19 protein-coding genes and 2 pseudogenes are annotated in these 21,091 nt (G+C 42.5%); 3 read left to right on the plus strand and 18 right to left on the minus strand.

The annotated features are described in order from the left end of the window. Nucleotides 1–144: 144 nt before the first annotated feature. Nucleotides 145–198: pseudogene (locus LJE09_RS19125) on the plus strand (DUF6783 domain-containing protein); the annotation flags it as partial. Here LJE09_RS19125 and LJE09_RS19130 read toward each other — a convergent pair. Next, nucleotides 190–294: pseudogene (locus tag LJE09_RS19130) on the minus strand (DUF6783 domain-containing protein); the annotation flags it as partial. The pseudogenes LJE09_RS19125 and LJE09_RS19130 overlap by 9 nt on opposite strands. On the opposite strand from LJE09_RS19130, the gene aroC reads away from it, so the two are divergent. After that, a complete protein-coding gene (gene aroC, locus LJE09_RS06280; RefSeq protein WP_118571067.1) occupies nucleotides 295–1,389 on the plus strand; it encodes a chorismate synthase in 1,095 nt (364 codons plus the stop codon). It abuts the pseudogene before it with no gap. Between the two features lie 111 nt (nucleotides 1,390–1,500). Here the strand turns inward: aroC and LJE09_RS06285 are convergent, their stop codons facing one another. From LJE09_RS06285 to LJE09_RS06320, 8 genes are all read right to left on the minus strand, one after another. Further along, nucleotides 1,501–2,568, minus strand: coding sequence for a lactonase family protein (locus tag LJE09_RS06285; RefSeq protein WP_008704751.1), 1,068 nt, complete (start codon nucleotides 2,566–2,568; stop codon nucleotides 1,501–1,503). A gap of 294 nt (nucleotides 2,569–2,862) precedes the next feature. Further along, on the minus strand, nucleotides 2,863–4,140 hold the full coding sequence (gene hemL / locus LJE09_RS06290) for a glutamate-1-semialdehyde 2,1-aminomutase (RefSeq protein ID WP_022381480.1): 1,278 nt from the start codon (nucleotides 4,138–4,140) through the stop codon (nucleotides 2,863–2,865). After that, nucleotides 4,140–5,123 carry a porphobilinogen synthase gene (hemB, locus tag LJE09_RS06295; RefSeq protein ID WP_008704753.1) on the minus strand — a complete coding sequence of 328 codons (984 nt, stop codon included), beginning with the start codon at nucleotides 5,121–5,123 and terminating at the stop codon, nucleotides 4,140–4,142. The genes hemL and hemB overlap by 1 nt, the downstream gene beginning before the upstream one ends. 60 nt (nucleotides 5,124–5,183) lie before the next feature. Further along, nucleotides 5,184–6,689: a uroporphyrinogen-III C-methyltransferase gene (cobA, locus tag LJE09_RS06300; protein WP_161233288.1), complete on the minus strand. Its 1,506-nt coding sequence runs from the start codon at nucleotides 6,687–6,689 to the stop codon at nucleotides 5,184–5,186. A gap of 48 nt (nucleotides 6,690–6,737) precedes the next feature. Then, nucleotides 6,738–7,658: a hydroxymethylbilane synthase gene (gene hemC, locus LJE09_RS06305; protein WP_330584076.1), complete on the minus strand. Its 921-nt coding sequence runs from the start codon at nucleotides 7,656–7,658 to the stop codon at nucleotides 6,738–6,740. Further along, nucleotides 7,636–8,133, minus strand: a complete 498-nt coding sequence (locus tag LJE09_RS06310; RefSeq protein ID WP_118408159.1) for a precorrin-2 dehydrogenase/sirohydrochlorin ferrochelatase family protein — start codon at nucleotides 8,131–8,133, stop codon at nucleotides 7,636–7,638. Before LJE09_RS06310 ends, hemC begins: the two co-directional genes overlap by 23 nt. Next, nucleotides 8,123–9,352: a glutamyl-tRNA reductase gene (gene hemA, locus LJE09_RS06315; protein ID WP_227311059.1), complete on the minus strand. Its 1,230-nt coding sequence runs from the start codon at nucleotides 9,350–9,352 to the stop codon at nucleotides 8,123–8,125. The genes LJE09_RS06310 and hemA overlap by 11 nt, the downstream gene beginning before the upstream one ends. Before the next feature lie 373 nt (nucleotides 9,353–9,725). Continuing rightward, nucleotides 9,726–11,426: an AAA family ATPase gene (locus tag LJE09_RS06320; protein WP_227311060.1), complete on the minus strand. Its 1,701-nt coding sequence runs from the start codon at nucleotides 11,424–11,426 to the stop codon at nucleotides 9,726–9,728. Nucleotides 11,427–11,634: 208 nt separating this feature from the next. On the opposite strand from LJE09_RS06320, the gene LJE09_RS06325 reads away from it, so the two are divergent. Continuing rightward, nucleotides 11,635–12,450: a hypothetical protein gene (locus LJE09_RS06325; RefSeq protein ID WP_227311061.1), complete on the plus strand. Its 816-nt coding sequence runs from the start codon at nucleotides 11,635–11,637 to the stop codon at nucleotides 12,448–12,450. Nucleotides 12,451–12,654: 204 nt separating this feature from the next. On the opposite strand, the gene LJE09_RS06330 is transcribed toward LJE09_RS06325, so the two are convergent. From LJE09_RS06330 to LJE09_RS06370, 9 genes are all read right to left on the minus strand, one after another. Next, nucleotides 12,655–13,359: a response regulator gene (locus LJE09_RS06330; protein WP_019161280.1), complete on the minus strand. Its 705-nt coding sequence runs from the start codon at nucleotides 13,357–13,359 to the stop codon at nucleotides 12,655–12,657. Next, nucleotides 13,352–14,917 (minus strand): ATP-binding protein, encoded by a 1,566-nt coding sequence (locus tag LJE09_RS06335; RefSeq protein ID WP_055053412.1) that lies wholly within the window; start codon nucleotides 14,915–14,917, stop codon nucleotides 13,352–13,354. Before LJE09_RS06335 ends, LJE09_RS06330 begins: the two co-directional genes overlap by 8 nt. A 72-nt stretch (nucleotides 14,918–14,989) precedes the next feature. After that, complete coding sequence (locus LJE09_RS06340; RefSeq protein ID WP_022381472.1) at nucleotides 14,990–15,637, minus strand: potassium channel family protein; 648 nt, start codon at nucleotides 15,635–15,637, stop codon at nucleotides 14,990–14,992. A gap of 19 nt (nucleotides 15,638–15,656) precedes the next feature. Further along, on the minus strand, nucleotides 15,657–16,994 hold the full coding sequence (locus LJE09_RS06345; RefSeq protein WP_161233285.1) for a TrkH family potassium uptake protein: 1,338 nt from the start codon (nucleotides 16,992–16,994) through the stop codon (nucleotides 15,657–15,659). A gap of 312 nt (nucleotides 16,995–17,306) precedes the next feature. After that, nucleotides 17,307–18,335, minus strand: coding sequence for an SdpI family protein (locus LJE09_RS06350; RefSeq protein ID WP_055060044.1), 1,029 nt, complete (start codon nucleotides 18,333–18,335; stop codon nucleotides 17,307–17,309). Next, nucleotides 18,319–18,624: an autorepressor SdpR family transcription factor gene (locus LJE09_RS06355; RefSeq protein WP_196801867.1), complete on the minus strand. Its 306-nt coding sequence runs from the start codon at nucleotides 18,622–18,624 to the stop codon at nucleotides 18,319–18,321. The genes LJE09_RS06350 and LJE09_RS06355 overlap by 17 nt, the downstream gene beginning before the upstream one ends. 258 nt (nucleotides 18,625–18,882) lie before the next feature. Next, a complete protein-coding gene (locus tag LJE09_RS06360; RefSeq protein ID WP_008704792.1) occupies nucleotides 18,883–19,488 on the minus strand; it encodes a TIGR04100 family radical SAM protein in 606 nt (201 codons plus the stop codon). Nucleotides 19,489–19,572: 84 nt separating this feature from the next. Then, nucleotides 19,573–20,109 (minus strand): TIGR04002 family protein, encoded by a 537-nt coding sequence (locus LJE09_RS06365; protein WP_008704793.1) that lies wholly within the window; start codon nucleotides 20,107–20,109, stop codon nucleotides 19,573–19,575. Between the two features lie 66 nt (nucleotides 20,110–20,175). After that, complete coding sequence (locus LJE09_RS06370) at nucleotides 20,176–21,045, minus strand: pyridoxamine kinase (protein ID WP_118408147.1); 870 nt, start codon at nucleotides 21,043–21,045, stop codon at nucleotides 20,176–20,178. Nucleotides 21,046–21,091: the final 46 nt, after the last annotated feature.

The following is a 21,091-nucleotide window of genomic DNA, read 5'->3' on the forward strand; positions in this document are numbered from 1 at the left end:
GTTTACTCTTTATTTTCACAAAGACTCAAACATCATTATAATTTGAACATGAATTTTTGTCAATTCTAATGCTTTCGGTTTACAAAACTTTTACACTTCGCTATAATAAAGTAGTATTTATTTATAAAAGTCCCGTAAAGTGGGGGCGTACAGATTGCGGGAATGATTTTCCAAACACGCTCTAACTACAGCAACTGAATTCAGGTGAAATATCCCGCAAAGTGGGGCGTGCAGATTGCGGGAATGATTTTCCAGACACGCTCTAATACAATAACAGGAAAGGATACAAATCATATGAGCCAGTCATCATTTGGAAATAAATTTAAGGTAACCACCTGGGGGGAATCCCACGGAAAAGCTCTCGGAGCTGTGATAGACGGATGCCCAGCAGGCCTTCCTCTCTGTGAAGAGGACATTCAGAAATTCCTCGACAGAAGAAAACCCGGACAGAGCAGATACACCACCGCCCGTAAAGAGGGAGATCTGGTAGAAATCCTCTCAGGTGTCTTTGAGGGCAAAACCACCGGAACTCCAATTTCTCTGATGGTAAGAAATACAGATCAGCGCTCCAGAGACTACGGAAATATCGCATACTCCTATCGTCCCGGACATGCAGATTATACTTTTGACCAAAAATACGGATTCCGCGACTACAGAGGCGGCGGACGTTCTTCAGGGCGGGAAACCATCGGAAGAGTTGCAGCAGGTGCCATTGCTTCTAAAATATTAGGAGAACTTGGCATTTCAATCTGCACCTATACCAAATCTATCGGACCTGTTGAAATTGCTTCTTTTAATAAAGAAGAAATCCATCAGAATGCATTTTATATGCCGGACGCACAGGCAGCAGTGAAGGCCGGTGAATATCTGGAAGAATGTATGAAGAATCAGGACAGTGCAGGCGGCGTGATCGAATGTCGTATTACCGGAACACCTGCCGGACTTGGCGAGCCTGTCTTTGACAAGCTCAGTGCTCTTCTCGCCCACGCCCTGATGTCCATCGGTGCAGTCAAGGCTGTTGAAATCGGTGACGGCATTGCAGTGACTTCCTCAAACGGTTCCACTGACAATGATGGATTCACAGTCAAAGACGGTGAAATCATCAAAACCTCCAACCACGCAGGCGGAATCATGGGAGGAATCAGTGACGGCAGTGAAATCATACTTCGTGCCCATATCAAGCCAACCCCATCCATCAGCCAGCCGCAGCAGACCGTAACCAAAGATAAAGAACCTCTTTCTCTGGAAATCCATGGCCGACATGATCCGGTCATTGTCCCAAGAGCAGTGGTTGTGGTAGAATCTATGGCAGCAATCACACTGGCGGATGCGCTCTTTGTCAATATGAGTTCCCAGATGGATAAGGTTCGGGATTTTTATCGGAAATAATTCCAATTAATCCACGCAAAAATACCTTCACTTGAATTCTGAGCTGATCTCAGTTTCAAATGAAGGTATTTTATTATCTGCCTATATTGCTGATTCTATGTAACGAATCTGTTATTCTTCCGGAACCGGCCAGATTCTGATACAGTTTGGCTCTGTAATCTTAATCGGCTTGCCGTTCATCACAATAATATTCTTCTCATAATCCACTGTAAAAGTAGTCAGTGTATTACTTGCATGATTAGCCAGCACCAGATGCTTATCATCCGGTAAAAGTACCAGATCTTTCGGATATTCACCACTGATCGGAAGTGTAAACTTCCTTGTCAGCATACCAGTCTCCTCATCACGCTCAAACATGGAAACTGTATCCTCACCTGCTGTTGTACAGAAAAGATGCTTGCCATCATTTGCAAGAGAAAGACCGGACGCTGCATTATGTGTATCATGAACATCCTTCTTCGCACTTGTCTCAATCGTCTGGATCAGTTCAAACGCCGGAACCTTACCGCTTCCATCATATTTGTAAGCCCTGATCTCATTACTGAGTTCAAAGAGAATATAAGCAAACTTACCATCATCGCTAAAACGAATGATACGCGGGCCGCTCTCTCTCGGACATCTCAGGATGTCTACCAGTTCCAGCTTATTGCGCAATTTGTTGACACGGTAAATCTTCACCTGATCAATTCCGTTATCTACTGCACAGAGATATTTATTATCCGGAGTCGGACGAACACAGTTCACATGGGGACGGAAGTTACGCTCTGCAACACTTCCGAGTCCTGTATGGAATACGCCATCCATCAGGCTTCCAAGTCTGCCGTCCTTATGAGTATGTACAACAGTCACCTTACCGTCATGATATCCGGCAACATAAAGATACTTACCGTCAACATCTGTAGAAAGGAAACAGCCTCTCATTCCATCAATATTTACACTGTTGATACGTGACAGATCACCATTTTTATCACGTTTAAATACTGCAACACCCTCATCCTCGATAGAATAAAGATACTTACCATTCTTTGAAACAGCCATGTGGGATGCATTACTTACTTCAACACTGCTGCGTTCTGTAAGAGTGCCATTCTCAACATCAACATCATAAACATGGATTCCCTGTCTGGAAGAGCCGTGTGTATAAGAGCCCACATAAGCTACATATTTCTTTTCACTCATAATGCTTTTTTCCTCCTGCTGTCCTGAAGTTTATTTATCATCGCTCACTCTGTTCCCGTCTGCTGTCAGCGAGCAATAATATTTTCGTCCCGATATTGCCGGACGATGTCATACGATAAGGTGATTATAGCACATTTCCCTAATCAGAACAAGATTACGGAACTCAGTTTTATGTATTTTTTCCAGTTCATGGGTTACTGTCGTTACTATTCACATACAAGCCAAAATTCTATTGCCGCAGGCAATCTGGAATGAATTTTGGCTAAGTTCTATACCGGATAAGCGCTCTGCTGTTTATTTGGTAAAATAATTTCTGACAGCTTCCAGTGTCTGGTCTATAATCTCATCTGTATGGGCAACAGATAAAAACATTGCCTCAAACTGTGACGGAGCCATATGGATTCCCTGCGCAAGCATTCCCTTGAAATATTCAGAGAAAGCTTTTGTATCTGAAGATTTGGCTGATGTATAATCCACAACCTCCTGCTCTGTAAAGAACAGGCTTCCCAGGGAAGATACGTGATTGATATGGTAAGGCAGATTTTTCTCTGCCAGGATTTTCTCCATACCGCCATAGAGACGTTTTCCTTTTTCCTCCAGATCTTTATAGATTTCCTGGTGTTCATAGAGATATTTTAACTGTGTCAGTCCTGCTGCCATTGCAATAGGATTTCCGCTTAAGGTACCGGCCTGGTAAACCTTTCCCACAGGGGAAACCAGTTCCATAATCTCTCTGCGTCCGCCGTATGCGCCTACCGGCATACCTGCACCGATGATCTTACCATAGGTAACCAGATCAGGGGTCACGCCAAAATATTCTGCAGCACCGCCAAAAGCCAGACGGAAACCAGTGATAACCTCGTCAAAGATCAGAAGGGCGCCGTACTCATCGCAGAGCTTTCTCAGACCTTCCAGGAACCCCTTTTTCGGGGGAACCACACCCATATTGGCGCCTACAGCTTCCACGATAACAGCAGCAGTCTGTCCGTCAGCCTGCTCCATCAGTGCACGTACACTGTCCAGATCATTATAAACAGCAGTCATGGTATCCTCTGTGCATCCCTTAGGCACACCGGCACTGTCCGGAACACCGCTTGTCATCACACCGGAGCCTGCACTTACCAGCATGGCATCACTGTGTCCATGATAGCATCCTGCAAATTTAATGATCTTATTCTTTCCTGTAAATCCTCTGGCAACACGGACTGCACTCATAACAGCCTCTGTACCGGAATTTACCATACGCACCATATCCACATGTGGAATATGGTCACAGATGAATTCAGCCATCTCCACTTCAATTGCAGTTGCACATCCGAAGCTGAGGCCCTTTTCACATGCCTTCAGTACACTTTCTTTTACTTCCGGAAAATTATGGCCCAGAATCATAGGTCCCCAGGAATCGATATAATCCACATATTCTTTTCCATCAACATCATAAATATGGCATCCGTCTGCGCGGTCGATAAATCTCGGTGCAATACCGATTGCGCCATAGGCACGTACAGGACTGTTTACTCCTCCCGGAATCACCTTTACCGCTCTGTCAAATAATTCTTCTGATAAACCCATCAGCCGATTCTCCCTTCATCCATGCATTTTGCAAGTTCTTTTGCATAATAAGTAAGATAGATCTGGGCACCTGCACGGTATGCACTGACTGCCATCTCACACATAATACGTTCTTCATCGATCCATCCCATCTTTGCAGCTGCTTTCACCATTGCATATTCACCGCTTACACTGTATGTTGCAACCGGCACATTTACAGCCTTTGATACCTCAGAGACCATATCCAGATAAGACATGGCAGGTTTTACCATAATGATATCTGCGCCCTCTTCCACATCCGTAAGAGCTTCCTTCATTCCTTCTCTTCTGTTATGGAAATCCATCTGGTAGCTCTTTCTGTCACCAAAAGACGGTGCAGAACCTGCTGCATCACGGAATGGTCCGTAGAAAGCAGATGCATATTTTACTGCATAGGACATGATCGGTGCTCCATAATGTCCGTTCGCATCAAGAGCCTCACGGATAGCACGTACACGTCCGTCCATCATATCAGAGGGAGCTACCATATCTGCGCCTGCCTCTACATGGGAAACAGCTGTCTTAGCCAGTAATTCCAGTGTTGCATCATTATTTACATCATGACCGCAGAGCACTCCGCAGTGTCCGTGTGAAGTGTACTCACACATACATACATCTGTGATATAGTACATGTCCGGGAACTGTTTCTTTGCTTCTCTCAGGGCCTTCTGTACGATTCCGTTGGGGTCGTACGCACCGCTTCCCACCTCATCCTTATGATCCGGGATACCGAACAGCATAATGCTGTTTACTCCTGCATTCTGCAGACGTTCCAGTTCAAAAGGAAGACGGTCTACACTGTAGCGGAACTGTCCTTCCATAGAAGGGATCTCTTCTTCGATTCCTGTTCCCTCTTTTACAAATAAGGGATAGATAAGGGAAGACTTGTCCATTCTTGTCTCTCTTACCATTTTTCTTAAATTTTCACTGCCTCTTAATCTTCTTGGTCTCTGAATTAAATCCATGTCTTTTTGCTCCTTTTATCAACAATTCTCATAACTGTTCCATTTTTTGCAGAATAGTTATCAGTTTTCCTGTTTCATCTCTTCCACAAGCTCTATGAGACTTTCGATGGTAGCCTTCTTTGCCATGCAGGTCTGCATACCATAAGCATCTGCTGCAGCTTTGGTCTGTTTTCCGATACAGGCAGCTTTTACCTTCGTATAGTCCAGTCCCTTTGTGCCTTCCACAAAGCCCTTTACAGTGGATGCACTGGTAAATACTACACAGTCCACACTTCCTGTCTCCAGTTCTTTCTTCTCATCGATCAGTCTGCTCTTCTCATAACGAGTAGTGTAGGTTGCAATATCATCCACCTGTGCCCCTGTCTGCTCCAGCAGTTCTGTCAGCTTTTTATTTCCGGCTTCAGCTCTTGGGATCAGGATTTTTTCATTTCCCTGAAGTTCTTTTGCAAGCTCTGCTCCAAGAGTATCTCCGTCATACACACCTGGCACAAAATCAGCCAGCAGGTGATGCTCTTTCAGCTTTTTCTTCGTTCCTTCACCGATCACTGCGATCTTCGCCTGTCCCAGGCTGCGCACATCCATCTCTTTTCTGTCCATCTCGTCAAAAAAGATCTCCACACCTGCAGGGCTTGTAAAAATGATCCACTGATAAGTATCCAGTTTCTCAAATGCCTCATACAGTCTGCCATTATTCTCAACAGGTACTGTACAGATAGACGGCAGCTCCAGAACCTCGGCACCTTTCTGACGGAGAAGATCTGCTGTCTTTGAAATATGCTGTCTTGGTCTTGTGACCAGAACCTTCCAGCCTGCCAGAGGAAGCTTCTCATACCAGGCAAATTTGTCAGCCAGGGAGCAGACCTTACCCACAACAATAATGGCAGGTGTCTCTATCCCCTGTCTGTCCACCTCTTCCTTGAGGGTACCTACAGTAGCAACCACCCGCTTCTGTCCTGCTGTTGTTCCTTTCTGAAGAACTGCTGCCGGCACATTCGGATCCATTCCGCCTGCAAGAAGCCCTTTGCAGATATCCTCCAGTGCTGCAATTCCCATGAGAAACACCAGTGTTCCCTTTGTCCGGGTCAGTGCCTTAAAATCTATATCATACTCCTGCCCTGCGCGTTTATGTCCTGTAATAATATGTAAGGACGAACAGAAATCCCTGTGTGTCACAGGAATCCCATTGTAAGCAGGAACAGAGATGGGAGATGTCACTCCGGGCACGATCTCATAAGGGATTCCATTCTCAGAAAGAAGTTCCAGTTCCTCCCCGCCTCTTCCAAAGAGAAAGGGATCTCCACCTTTAAGCCTTACCACTTTATTTCCTTTTTCAGCTTCTTCCAGAAGAACCTTATTAATATCCTCCTGCACCATTGTATGGTGATTTGCTCTTTTACCTACATTAATCAGTCTGGCATGCTCCGGGATCTTTGCCAGAACCCCTTCGCCTACCAGACTGTCATATACTACCACATCTGCCTGCTGCAGAACCGCTGCGCCCTTTAATGTAAAAAGCCCGATATCACCCGGTCCCGCACCAACCAGCCAAACCTTGCCAGCTGCCATGTTACCTCTCCTTTTTGCGTCACAAGAATTTTCTTTTTATAAATTTTTTTATCTTCCCTCACAGTCAGATTTCAATTGCTTTGCAAGTGCAATTCCAAGCTTCTCTCCATCCTCTGCTGCACCTCTGATCTGACCTGTAAGCCACTTTCCTGTAGCTTCACTGTAATATAAACCGCGGATAAAGATCTCATCTCCGTCCACCTCTGCAAATGCAGCTACAGGCGAAGAACATCCTCCGTCCAGATATTTTACATATGCGCGCTCTGCAGTTCCTGCAATCCAGGCATCCCTGTCACAGTATCCGTCCAGATACCCATAATCCTCACCTTTGCGTCCCTGCACAGCCAGGATTCCCTGACCTGCTGAAGGAATCATCTCATCTGGTGTAAAATATCTGCTGATCCTGCTTTCCAGCCCCAGTCGTTTCAGACCTGCCGCTGCCAGGATCAGCCCGGAATACTCTCCTTCATCCAGCTTGCGAAGCCTTGTCTGCAGATTTCCACGGATACTCTTTACCTCCATCTCAGGATACAGCTTCTCTAACTGAAGAGTTCTCCTTAAGCTGGAACATCCCAGAGGTTTATCCGGATCCAGCTCCGCCACTCCCTCAGGAAGCACCAGTACATCTCTTGGATCCTCACGCTTTGAAAAGGCCAGAAGGGGAAGCTCTTTTGGAACCTCCATAGGCATATCCTTAAGACTGTGTACAGACAGATTGCTTTTACCATCTAGCAATGCCCTGTCCAGTTCTTTTACAAACAATCCTTTTCCGCCCACCTTATCCAGGGTACGGTCCAGAATAATATCTCCTGTTGTTTTCATAGTCAGGATATTTACTGTTATTTCAGAACCGGCATTTTTTTCACGGTTTTTCTGTTCTATGTAGCTTTTTACCATCTCACTCTGGAGAACGGCCAGCTTACTCTCTCTACTTCCAATGATCACCTCAGTCATCATTTCCCTCCTCATTCTCATCTTCCTGCGCAACCCTCTCCAGGGCATTCTGGATTTCTTCTCTTATCCTGCGCGCTTTTTTATGATCCAGACCGCTGGCTGTGATTCCCACCACCAGTCCATCCTCCATATAGATCCCGGGGAAATAAAAATCGCACTGTTCTCTGTCGCTGGCTACATTAACATAAACGCCTTCCTGCCTGCAGATCCTGTGGATCTCATCATTTAACTTTCTGTCATTTGTAGCTGCGATCACCATATATGCCATCGCAAAGTCTGTACGCTTCACCGGACGTGTGATCAACTCTACATAGCCGGCTTTGCCAAGCTCCATCATCTCCATGGTGACCTTCGGAGCAATGACTCTGATATTTCTGGTGAATGATAAAAGGGTTTTCACTCGACGGGTTGCAATGTTTCCGCCGCCTACAACCACGATATTCTTATCTGATAAGTCTATAAACATTGGAAAATACGGCTTATTCTTCATATATTTTCTCCAGTCCTGCCACACACTCAAGGAAAATCTCCTGATTCAGACTGTCACGCAGACCAAAGATCAGTTTATTTACTACTTTTCCTGCTGCCGTATCCACTGCATGGACCAGATTCTGCCTGTCATCCTCTTCCATAGGTGTTTTCTTTAATATCTTTGCAATCCTTAAATTCAGGTCATTGACTGCCTCATCTTTAATATCCTGAATTCTTGGGATCAGGTCTCTTCCATCCAGCCATTGGAAAAATTCATCCATCTGCTCTCTTACGATCGCACCTGCTGCCTCCAGATTTTCCTGAAGTTCTGCAGGAACTTCCTCTATACGGAAGCTGTCCATGTCATAAAGTGTGACCCCCTGGATCTTTCCAACAGATGGCTCTATATCTCTGGGAACTGCTAGATCGATCAGGATCAGGTCATCCTTTGTCCGGATTCCCTGGAATAATTCTTCTCTTAATGTGAAATTCGGACTTGCAGTTGCACTCACTACAAGGTCACAATGCGGCACATACTCCATTCTGTCACCGTAATTAATGCGCTTACAGCCCAGCGGAATATTCACAACTCCGCTTCTGTACTGACGGATGGTCACTGTCACATCTGCACCTGCCTCCTGCAAAGCCTGAGCAGCCACCTTCCCCATCTCACCGTTACCGATGACCATACAGGTCTTATCCCTGAGAGAATACCCTTTCTCTGCCAGAAATCCGATGGCCTGATGGATCACTGACGGATTTCCATGGGAAAAAGGAACCTCTGTCTTAATCCTCTTTCCTGCTGTGGCAGCCATTCTGAACAGAACCTCCAAAACACCATCTGCCGCAAAATTCTCTCTTGCCAGATTCAGGGCATCCTTCACCTGTGTAAGGATCTGATCCTCCCCTATGATCTGTGATTTCAGACCACTGGTAAGATAAAAAAGATGCTCAACTGCCTCCTGATCCTTACGCTCTACAAAATATTGTCTGTAAGAATCCTCAGTAATTCCCTTTATCCTGCAGAGATAGTCATAAAGACAGACATCTACCTCATCATCCACACTTGCCCAGACCTCCAGGCGGTTACAGGTGGACAGGATCACACATCCATATATTCCATTTTGATTCTTTATTTTTTCCATTGCTTCACCGGCATTTTTCTTTGTAAATGCAAATTTCGCACGAATATCCACCGGTGCCATATTATGGTCAATTCCAATCATGGAAATACTCATAACTTCTAACTCTCCTTCGTATTTCACCATTCCTCATTCATTTCATATCAAATCAAATATCCCACTGGCAACAGGGTATTTGATTTGATAAGAAATCCGGACAGCTAAAAAGCGCTGTCAGAGATATCATAATCATTTCCTGTTAAGATGTCAATTGCAAACACGGAAAAAACTCAGCATTAGAGTAAAGGATGTTACTGTTCACATACCACTATCCCGAGACATACAAGCCAAAATTCCATTGCCGCAGGCAATCTGGAATGAATTTTGGCTAAGTTACTGTGAACGGAGTGAACAGTAACTAAAGGATAACGTGACAAGACCTCATTACCGTTCGTTCTGCATCCGGTAATGAGGTCTGAATATTCTGTGTTCACTGTTTGTCTATTCTCATCAGCACCTTACATTTCTTTCTGTAACAGGCGATTCCATATTTTATGATTGTATGAATCCCTTCCTGTTCCAACGACTCAGTATATCTGATATCTATAATCTGCTGAAGTGCTTTTTCGCACTCTCCCTGAAGATTTCCGTCATCTGCATATTTTACTTCGATCACAAGCCCCACATCTTCATCTTCTATACGAATCAGAATATCCCCGAATCCGTCTCCTGATTCCCGATTGGACATTACTGACCAGTTCTCTTTGAATCCCAGAATCCCCAGCAGCAATCCATGATAGAAATTTTCTTTCGTTGGTTTCCGGGCAAAGGTATCTCTTATGCTAATCGTTTTTTTCATATATTCTGTAAAAATCAACTCTACTTTTTCCGGATTCTGGTTCAGCAGTGCATCACATAAATCGCTGACTGTTTTTCCATCGTCCTTTACATTTTCTTTAAACATTTTCAGAATATGATTGGTGATAATATTTCGGATCTCTCTGTTGGGAATAACCAGATTATATCTGTTACCACTGGGTTCCCCTCTCTGTGTCAGATATCCGGTCATAAAAAGTGTGCTCCACAGATTGTCTATGGAAGAATATAATTCCTTATAGGTAAGCTCAGAATTAATTTCTTTCTGGACAATCCCTCCATTTACCAGCTGTTCCAGCTCCATTCTGGTCAGCTTCTGTGGTTTTCCCACACTGTCAATGAAATGACTGATCACACTGTTTCCACTTGTATTCGCCCAGTAATTCTTCGGTTCCAGCCCGGGATCTGCCAGATGATCGCTGCAGAAATTGATCACATCCCATGGACAATAAACATCCACATTTCCAAACCTGTAGCCGTCATACCACTCTTTCACTGTCTCATAATATTTTTCCTGTCCATAATACCGGAGGAGTTCCCTTACTTCCGCATCTGTAAATCCAAATGTTTCATCAAAACTCTTATCTGTAATGGAATAAACCTTAAAGTTGTTAAGACCTGTAAAAATGCTTTCTTTTGCAATCCGCAGGCATCCTGTCAGCACTGCGAATTTCAGACTGTTATTGGTTTTTAATGCGTTCTCAAATAAATTACGGATCAGCAATACCATTTCATCATAATAGCCATTTTCATTTGCCTTTGCCAGAGGTACGTCATACTCATCGATCAGAACAATTACTTTGCTGCCATAGTGCTTTTCCAGCAATTCTGTCAGTTCACGGATACTGTACACCAGAGAATCGTTTGTCATTTCTTTTTTCTTTAACTGTGTCAGTAATTCGTGATCTGTTTCATCAAGCTCTGTGCTGTCTGAAAGTACGGATAGTCTGCGGGCTTCTTCATTGATTGTTTTTATGAGAAATCTTCGGGCTTCCTCATATGTGGCACCATTAATTCCCTTCAGACTGACAGAAACCACCGGAAATTTCCCCTGATATTCCTCACATAATTCCTGATTATCTGAAATCCTCAGCCCATCAAACAAAGTCTTATCTTTTCCAATCTCAAAAAAACTCTGGAGCATACTCATATTCAGGGATTTTCCGAAACGTCTCGGACGGGTAAACAGGTTTACTTCACCCCATCTTGTAAGCAACTGTTCAATCAGTCGTGTCTTATCTATATAATAGAAATCTTCCTGCCGCAATTTTTCGAAATTCTCAATTCCAATTGGAAGTTTTTTTAATCCTGCCATCTTATCCCCCTTCCATTTATAAAACATCCTTTCTTATGGTTATCCGTCTTATTACTGTTTATAATAACATGAATCCTATGGTAATTCCAGAAAATAATCACACCCTGTTACTATCGCAAGTGACAGTGGCAAACGAAGTAAAATATGTAATAATATGATTGAGATACTTGCAGAAAAATATTAACAGAAAGGGAAGGTGATGAAATTTATGAAGATATTGAAGAAAGCAGGAGGGGTTCTCCTTGTAATAATCGGAATATTCTTTTTTGTATCTGCTTTAAAGATGATCTTTGTGGATAACCCCAAAACAAAAGCAGCTCTGAAAGACGCAGTTTACGTTGATGCAGCAGATACGATCGACCCGGAAAACGATGGAAAGACAGTCATTGTATGCGGCACATTCGAGCTGACTGAACCGGCACATGATGATGAGCTTGGACTGGACTTTGACAGCATCCGCATTTCAAGTTCAAAACAGACAATGAAATTAACAAAATCTTCTTCCAAAAAGAAGGAGGCAATGACTGACGACGAAAAGAAATATGGCGTTCTGGAATGGAATTCATCTTTCAGCAGCATGCCGGTATCAGGTCAGGGGAAAATTGGAAATTATGCACTTTCGCAGGATTTTATTGATGATATTATGCTGACCAAAACCTGGGAAGATTACGACAAGGCAGCATTATCATCTGCCGGTTATACATATGTACCGGATAACACCTATACACAGAAGCATTTTATAGAACCATCGAACCAGACGACACGTTCACATAAAGAATATGATGTTCGTTATTATTATTCTGCTGCTGATTTCGAAACAGGGCAAACCGTAACTGCTATCGGCATACAGGACGGACAGACTCTCAAATCCGCACCCGGAATCACAAAGAATCTGATGAAAAATAAACTTGACCGCGATGAAGCGATCAAACAGGGCGGCACCCCAGGTGTAGGAGCCCAGATCTTTTCAGTTGTTTCCTCATTGCTGTTAATATTGGGAGGGTTCCTTCTTATTATATTATGAGAAATAAATCTATAGCAATCCTCTTAAATGCATTATTTACGAGGATTGCTATAAAAATAAGATATTGTTGTATCATTAAATCAGATGGTTGGGCGATATCCTCTGTGACATACTCCGTATCTAGTACATCGTTTTCGAAATAACTATACCAATCGCGTAGGATGCGGATTGGTATAGTTATTTACGAAACGATGTACTAGCTTTTTACTTCTCAATTCTAAGCATGCGATATCCAATGCCAATATGTGTCTGGATGTATTGCACTCCATTTTTCTCAGGCTCCAGTTTTTTCCGCAATGTTGCCATAAAAACTCTAAGAGAAGCAACATCATTATCCGAACATCGTCCCCAAATCTGCTGGGTAATATAGGTATGTGTCAATACCTTTCCCACATTGCGGGACAAAAGACAGAGCAACTTATATTCTATAGGTGTCAGATGCAATTCCTCTCCCTTCAGATATGTACAGCCTGCCGTATAGTCTATCTTTAATCCACCATTCTCAAAAACAGAGCTTTCTATCTGCTCTCCGCTCTGCATAACCGCAAGTCTCCTCTGGGTGACACGGATACGCGCAAGTAATTCTTCAACAGAGAACGGTTTCGTAATATAATCATCTGCTCCTGCATCCAGCGCCTCTATTTTATCTGTGTCCTCACTTCTGGCGCTGATCACAATAATCGGCATATTCGACCAGGTACGGATTTTTTTTATCACTTCTACCCCTTCCATATCAGGAAGCCCCAGATCCAGAAGAACAATATCCGGATTGTGGGACGAAGCTTCCAGAATGGCTGAAGATCCGTTTTCTGCAGCCAGATATTTATAGTCATGTGTTTTTAATGTAGTAACGATCAGATTGCGTATGGGTCTGTCATCCTCAACCACCAGAATTAATGTTTTATTCATTTAATGTCACCTCGCTTAAGGGTAAAGTAAAAGTAAAATTGCATCCATGAGGATCATGATCTGTCAAAACCAGGGTTCCTTCATGTGCTTCTATAATAGAGTGGCAAAGTGCCAGTCCAAGTCCCAGACTTCGGTGACTATCCGCAACTGTCGTTTTCCCTGTATAAAACATCTCAAAAATATGTGACTTCATTTCTTCCGGAATTCCCGGGCCATTATCTTCCACACTTATCTGCGCTTTCCCATCTGTTTTCGTTCCCCGAATACAGATCACAGAACCCGGCGGTGTATATTTTATTGCATTATCAATTAAATTTACCAGAACCTGCATAATAAGACGTACATCCATACGTGCAAGAACAAGTTCTTCGCAGTCTGTCACAATTTTATAATCATCATGTTTCCGGCTGATATGCCTCAGGGATTCTGCAATCACCTCATCCAGAAGCTGGTCTGTAAATTTAAATTTCAGTCTTCCGTCATTCAGTCTGGTAATGGAAAGCAGATTCTCCACAACTCCGATCAGCCATTCAGAATCATCATAGATATCGCTATAAATCTGATGTTTTGTAGCTTCGTCCAGACGGTCACTATTGCCAAGCAGCATATCTGCATTACCGGAAATGGAGCAAAGCGGCGTACGAAGATCATGCGAAATCGCCCGAAGAAGATCTGCCCGCAACTGTTCATTTTTGGCTATAACTGCATTTTTTTCTTTTTCTAATGCATTTTTCGCATTTTCCATTGCAAGCGCACATTCATTTATTACAGACAACAGGATGCTGTATTCAAAAGTGTCCAGTGTTTCTTTTTGCAATGGTATCCCGATCACACCGTAAACATTATCCCCGCTTCGGATTGCCAGATATAAACATTTAGCCTGAGGAAAATGGTGTGTGGACGCACCGGCATGCTGTCTGTTTTCACAGACCCATTTGGCTATCTGCTGCTCTTCTGGTATCAAAAAATCTTCTGTGTCCTCTTTTTCCCCGGAGAAAAGCTTTCCCTCTGATAAAGTTCCATTTTCTACTACATATGCTGTAATATTGCGGTTTAATAAACGGAGAAGCTGTGTACAGGTGACATCAAGAATCTCTGTTTCTCCTTTTGCCTTTTGCAGCAGACGGTCTGTATCGAACAGAATCTGTGCACGAAAGGCAAGCTGTGTAGACAGCTTTGCATGTGTTTTCAGCTTTGCTGCAAGTGCTCCCGTAAGTACGGATGAAATAAGCATTATGAAAAATGTCACCGGATAACCCACCGCATAGGTTTTGAAAGACATCCTTGGTTCTGTCAGAAAAAAACAAAATAAAAATACACTTAAGAAAGAGCCTGCCACACTGCAAAGATAGCCATCTGTCACAATCGAAGTAAGCAAAACCCCCAGAATATATATGGTTACAATATTCGTATCCGTAAAATTCAGTTTCTGAAACAACAGACCAATTAAAGTGCATACCGCAAATATAAATACCGTCAGAAAATAATCCTTTGCAGACGGTTTTTCCATAGACCATGTAAATGACCGTTTCTGATGATTCACATTTTTTAAACTCATCCTGTCCCCCACCTTTTTTACTGTTTTGAAAATTATATCATGGGGCTGTGTTGTGGTCAAAAGTCTTTTTTACTATATGCGGAAGCACTTCTGAAGAGCTCTGTATTCTCCCAGCACCAGTAATTTACTATTCTCTTCCAAATACGTATCCGGAGAAATTGCAATATTAAATTCTCCTTCATTTTTTACTGCCAGAATATTAATATTGTAACGCTTTCTGATATCCAGTCCGCCTACAGTTTTTCCAGTCCATTCCTCCGGCACTTCTACCTCAAAAATCGCATGGGAAGCATCCACCTCCATATAATCAAGGATATGATCATCTGTGTAACGGATAGATGCCCATTTTGCAACCTGTTTTTCCGGATAAACCACCTTATCTGCACCATTGCGTAAAAGAAATTTTTCATGGACATCACGTTCAGCTCTGGATATTACCAGTTTTGCTCCCAGTTCTTTCAGAAGGGAAGTTGTCTCAAGAGAATTCTGAAAGCTTCCTCCAATAGTCACAAAACAGATATCGTAGTTTCCAATTCCAAGGGATTGTAAAAATTCAGCATTGGTACTGTCCCCGATCTGGGCGTTAGTCACAAACGGAAGCACTTTGTCCACCCTTTCTTCCTTCCAGTCAACTGCCATAATTTCATGCCCAAGCTGATTCAGCTGCATGGCAATATGTCTTCCAAATCTTCCAAGTCCAATAATCAATACATTCTTCATGATATTACTTTTCTCCTTCTCATCCAACTGTGATTTTCTCCAGAGGAAGCTTTGCATTTCCCTTATTTCTTCCTGAGAATACTGCATAAATCAGGGTCAGGCCGCCTACGCGTCCCAGATACATCAGTATGATCAGCACAACTTGTGAAAAAACATGAAGTCCCGGTGTGACTCCCAAGGTCAGACCTACCGTGCCCACAGCTGAAGCTGCTTCATACAGACAATCCAAAAGGGGAAGACCTTCGTATACGCTGATTGCAACACCTCCACAAAAGAATAATGTAAAATAGAGCATAGCTATTGTGGCTGCATTTTTTATCACATGATACTCCAGTCTCCGTCCAAAAGCCCCTGCATTTTCCTGACTGCGAAAGGTTGCAATTGCATTTAAAATCAGTACCGTAAAAGTAGTTGTTTTCATTCCTCCTGCTGTAGAACCCGGCGAACCACCGATCAACATTAACAGTATCATAACCGCTTTTGATGCCTCGCTCATCTCTGAAATATCTATGGTATTAAAGCCGGCAGTTCTTGTAGTTACCGATTGAAACATGGCAGCTAACAGGCGTTCTCCCGCAGGCAGGTTTTTCAGATCACAGGCAAAGAAAAAAACTGCCGGAAAAACAATCAGGCATACAGTAGTCATGAGAATAATCTTGCTTTGCATGCGGTAACGTTTAAAATTCATTTTATTCCTATAAATATCATCCCAGGTAAGAAAACCAATCCCCCCTGTGATGATCAGCAGCATAATTACCACATTTATAAGGATATTTCCGGAATAGCCCGTCAGAGACGGAAAGGCATTATCTGCTGTTCCCAGAATGTCAAATCCTGCATTACAAAAAGCAGAAATAGAATGAAAGGCTGCCATCCAGATTCCCTTTAAGCCATAATCCGATACAAAAACCGGCAGCAATAGCATAGCTCCTGCTGCTTCAATCAAAAGAGTCCCCTTTAAAATGAACCTTGTCAGTCTGACAATTCCTCCAACTTTAGGTGCTGAAATTGCATCCTGCATTGTACTTCTTTGCATGAGAGATATTTTTTTCCCTGAAAGAAGCGAAACCGCTGCCGCTACGGTTACTACTCCAAGTCCACCTATTTGTATAAGCGCAAGAATAACTGTCTGTCCGAATACAGACCAGTAACTTCCGCTGTCCTTTACTACAAGTCCTGTAACGCATACTGCCGAAGTGGCTGTAAAAAGTGCCTCATGAAATGGCGTCGGCACTTTGTCCAAAGAGGAAACCGGAAGCATCAGCAAAATACTTCCCAAAAGGATCACACCTGCAAATCCCAGAATAATCAGCTGAAAAGACGTCAGGTGTTTTTTCTTACACATTTTTTCCGGCATAAATGATCATAACTCCTTACTAATGATTCTATAGCAATATCTTCATAATGCGTTTTATTATATACAATTGCTTTCAAAGATAGTATAAAAGTCTATGATTCCGTATTAAGATTGTATAAAGACAGTCAATACTTTTACACAAGACGTATCAGCATATGGCATAATCTTATTGATGTAGAACTGTCTGTTTATCATAGAAATCACCTTCATGGTTCCATGATACCCGCAATCGCATCAAAAAATAACAGGTATTGTGATTTATAACCGCAATACCTGTTATTTTGCTACTTGTCTGATTCGATTAAACACACACTAATTCATCTGACATTTCTCTCTGAGAGTGTCATAAATTTTCTTTGTTTCTGATTCATCTACGCCATTTACCACCAATATTTTTCCGCCTATATCCATAACTACATATGAGTGGCAGGATGCATGGGTGTAGCGGATATAATCTCCATAAATATCATTTCTGAAATTTCCCATACCATACTTCAGGTTTCCCATACCATTTGTTCTGCGATCATTCCCATTTTGAAATAAATTTTCTTTGTATGAGATACTGTCAATCTGCTCATAATCCACTGTATAATCACTCCATCCCTGTGCCTCAACAGTAAAATCATTATCATGGAAACTGATATCAATACCACCCCAGAACAAAGTCCATATAGTAAATATTACGACAAAAACTGATACGATTACATATATCACGATTGTCTTCTTGTTATACTGGATTTTTAATTTTTCTCCGGCTGCCATTTTTTTCTTATAAAAAAGATAAGAATAAAGAATGCTGACAATTGCAGCAGCCATAATGCTCACAATATACAAAACCAAAGCAGCAATGCTTTCTCCAAAAAGGCCGCAAAGCATACATAAGACACCTGATGCCACCCATAATTTTCCACTGAATCTATGAGTTGCACTCCAGTTTTCTTCATCCTGCAATGTCCATACAACCCTGATTCCTATGGTGTTATTCTGTTTCACCTTTGGCAAATAATTTCCTATAATCATAAACAGTAATCCTGTTCCAAAGTAAATTACTGCCATAAACAGATTCTCACTATCCGCATCCATACTGATCAGTCTTGCCATACCATTATAGATTAACGCGGTAACAGGTATCATCCATATGACCATCCCTATAACCTTGCTGCTCTGCTGTCTGTTCCTGTTGTCATAAAAGATGATTGTCACCAGTATACAATCTGTCACTACAAAAAACACGTTTATCCATATGCTCTGCGCCATCGTAAAACCCACCAAAATTCCTGCAAGCATTACCAGTACAGAACAGATCAATGTACCTTTATATTTTTTAATCATTTCCTTCATAATCCGATACCCCCTTTAAGTCTGTGATCCACAACATAACATCCTCCAATACAGAAGTATTTAGTTCGTAATAAATAAATTTTCCTTCCCTTTTGCTCCTGATCAGATCAGCATCCTTTAATATTGCCAGATGTCTGGATATAGACGCCCCCGTCACTGAAAAATGTTCACATATCTCTCCTGCTGAAAGCCGTCCGCCCTTTAACAAATTTAGAATCTCACGTCGTATTGGATCTGCCAGTGCTTTCAATGTATCCTGTAATCCCAATAGTTCATCACAGCCTTTCATTTAACATTTAACCTAATTGTTAAATATAATATAGTATAAAGAATATCATATGTCAAGTGCACTCTCTTATTGCTTATTACTTTTTGCAATTTTCGAAGAAGGGGACTTCATCCTGCCCGGAAGGCTTTTTATGTTATAGAAACATTACGGAGTAATTTCCTATAACATAAAAAATAAGCAGCCACGCACGGTAAGGTGCATGACTGCTGTAGTTTTCAGGCAAATTTAAAAGCAAAAACAGAAATTTTCTATTCTGTATCACGGTGAATATTTTCTTACTCTTAACGGAATCCCATTCTGAGCAGCCAGGATTTTACTCTGCTCTACTTTTTCCTCGCCAATCACATCTACAACTGTGAAGCGTACATCATCAAGATACTGCTTGCAGTCTCTTGCAAATTTCAGCATGGCGTCAAAGGACTTCTCGCCGTATGCTGGACGGACTACTTCATTGTAGGAAGCTGCATCCGGCATATTCAGGCTGATGGATATACTGTCTACAGCCTGACAGATTTCTTCTGCAGTAGAACGTTTGTGAATCAGATCAGATAATCCGTTGGTATTCAGCCTGATCCGGAATGGGTATCTTTCCCTGATATATTTGCTTACTGCTATAAGGTTCTCAAGAGCCATGGTCGGTTCTCCGTATCCGCAGAAAACCACTTCATTACAGTCAGAAAAATCAAACTCATCAATGGCTTTGTAAATCTCTTCCAATGCAGGTTCATGTTCAAACCAGAGATTGGATGCCTCACCGATAGCATCCTCTGTATTTCGGATGCAGAAAGTGCATCTGCATGGACATTTATTGGTGATGTTAAAATATACCTGGTTTTTATATCTGTATATGATATCTGTTGTCATTTTATATTCTCCTCAGTGTCAAGCGGATAAAATCATCCGCTTCGCTACTTGATCCGGTTAAATTCAGTTGTTTCATTTTTCGTATTATTTCGCAATATTCGTCTTAAATCCGATTTTATCAAGTGCAGTACCGATGATCACAAACATAATGGCACTTCCACCTGACTGTACAATACTTCCGCTGACAGAGGTAAAGAAGGATGCTGTAAATCCAAACATAATTCCTTCTGCAATATAGTATCCTGTTGCTGAGATGGCGAATGCAAGGAATAATGCAACTACATTTCTCTTTGTGACCAGCTTTGTTCCTTTAGAAGAAAACGGAAGACAGATCAGCATTTTGATAATTATGGTTGCAGGCGCCCATACAGGTGCTGTCAGAAGATCTGCCAGGCCACCTCCGATCGCTCCTGCCGCACATGCGTAAGGTAGTGGCAGAAATGCTGCTGCCAGATAGATCATCGTGTCGCCCAGATGTACATATCCTCCGTTCACCCCTACCGGAATGTGGAAGATATAAGCTGTCATTAAAGTAGTCAATGCTGCCATTACCGCTGTGGCTGTGATCCTTTTCACTGTATCGGCTGTTTTGATGTTCTCTTTTGCTGTTAATTCAGACATAATATGATCCCTCCTGTTATATATTTTACTTAACTGTCCGGCATTTGGTATCTATGATTTCCTGTCTTATATCTGTGTCAGTATCCCCAGATATTTTTCAAAGCAGACTCCATCATTTCTGTCAGTTCCTTCTTCCACTGCATCGTGAATAGCTCCACCCAGAAATTCAACAGCCTTCTCCACACATGCTTTCATGGGAATCCCTCTCACCATTCCCGCACTCAGAACAGATGCCAGAAGATCTCCTGTTCCAGAATAACTGCCGCCCTCTTTTACAGAAAAACACCAGTCTGCTTTTTCTTTCTCCAGAACCAGATTTCCCATTCGTGCTCTGCCGTCACTGCCGGACACCTCTACTCCTGTGATCACAATTGCTTCCAGCCCAAAACGCTGAGTCAGTTCTCTGCCGGATGTTTCTATTTCCTTAAGCAACTGTGTTTCTTCCATATCAGAAAGTGCTTTCATTCTTTCTTTCATCCCCTCTTCTCCATACAGAAGAAGAAGTGCCTCTGTCAGGTTCGGCGTAATCACTGTAGCTTCTCTGACCAGAGTCCGCATTTTTTCACAGAGAGTCTCTGAATAGGTTTTGTATGTTTCCCCTCTGTCTCCCATAACCGGATCAACCAGGATATGTGTTCCCTCTGTACAGAACATATCTACAAATTTCAGGATCAGATCCACCTGTCTGGCATCTCCCAGAAATCCTGTATAAACACCATCCGGTGTAAATCCCGTTTTTTTCCACTCATCCATGATCAGTTCCATCCGGTCTGTATAATCATCCCAGAAATAAGATCCATATCCTGTCTGATTACTCAATATTGCGGTGGGCAGCGGACAAGCCTGGACTCCCATGACGGAAATTACAGGAATCGCTGCTGTAAGAGAGCATTTTCCCAGACCGGACAGATCATGAATTACTGCAATTTTTTTCAATTTTTTATTCCTCTTGCTTTCTTTTATGCTTTGTATTAATATAGCA

It is taken from the genome of Blautia sp. DFI.3.45, assembly GCF_020593505.1.
GTDB lineage: Bacteria > Bacillota > Clostridia > Lachnospirales > Lachnospiraceae > Blautia_A > Blautia_A wexlerae.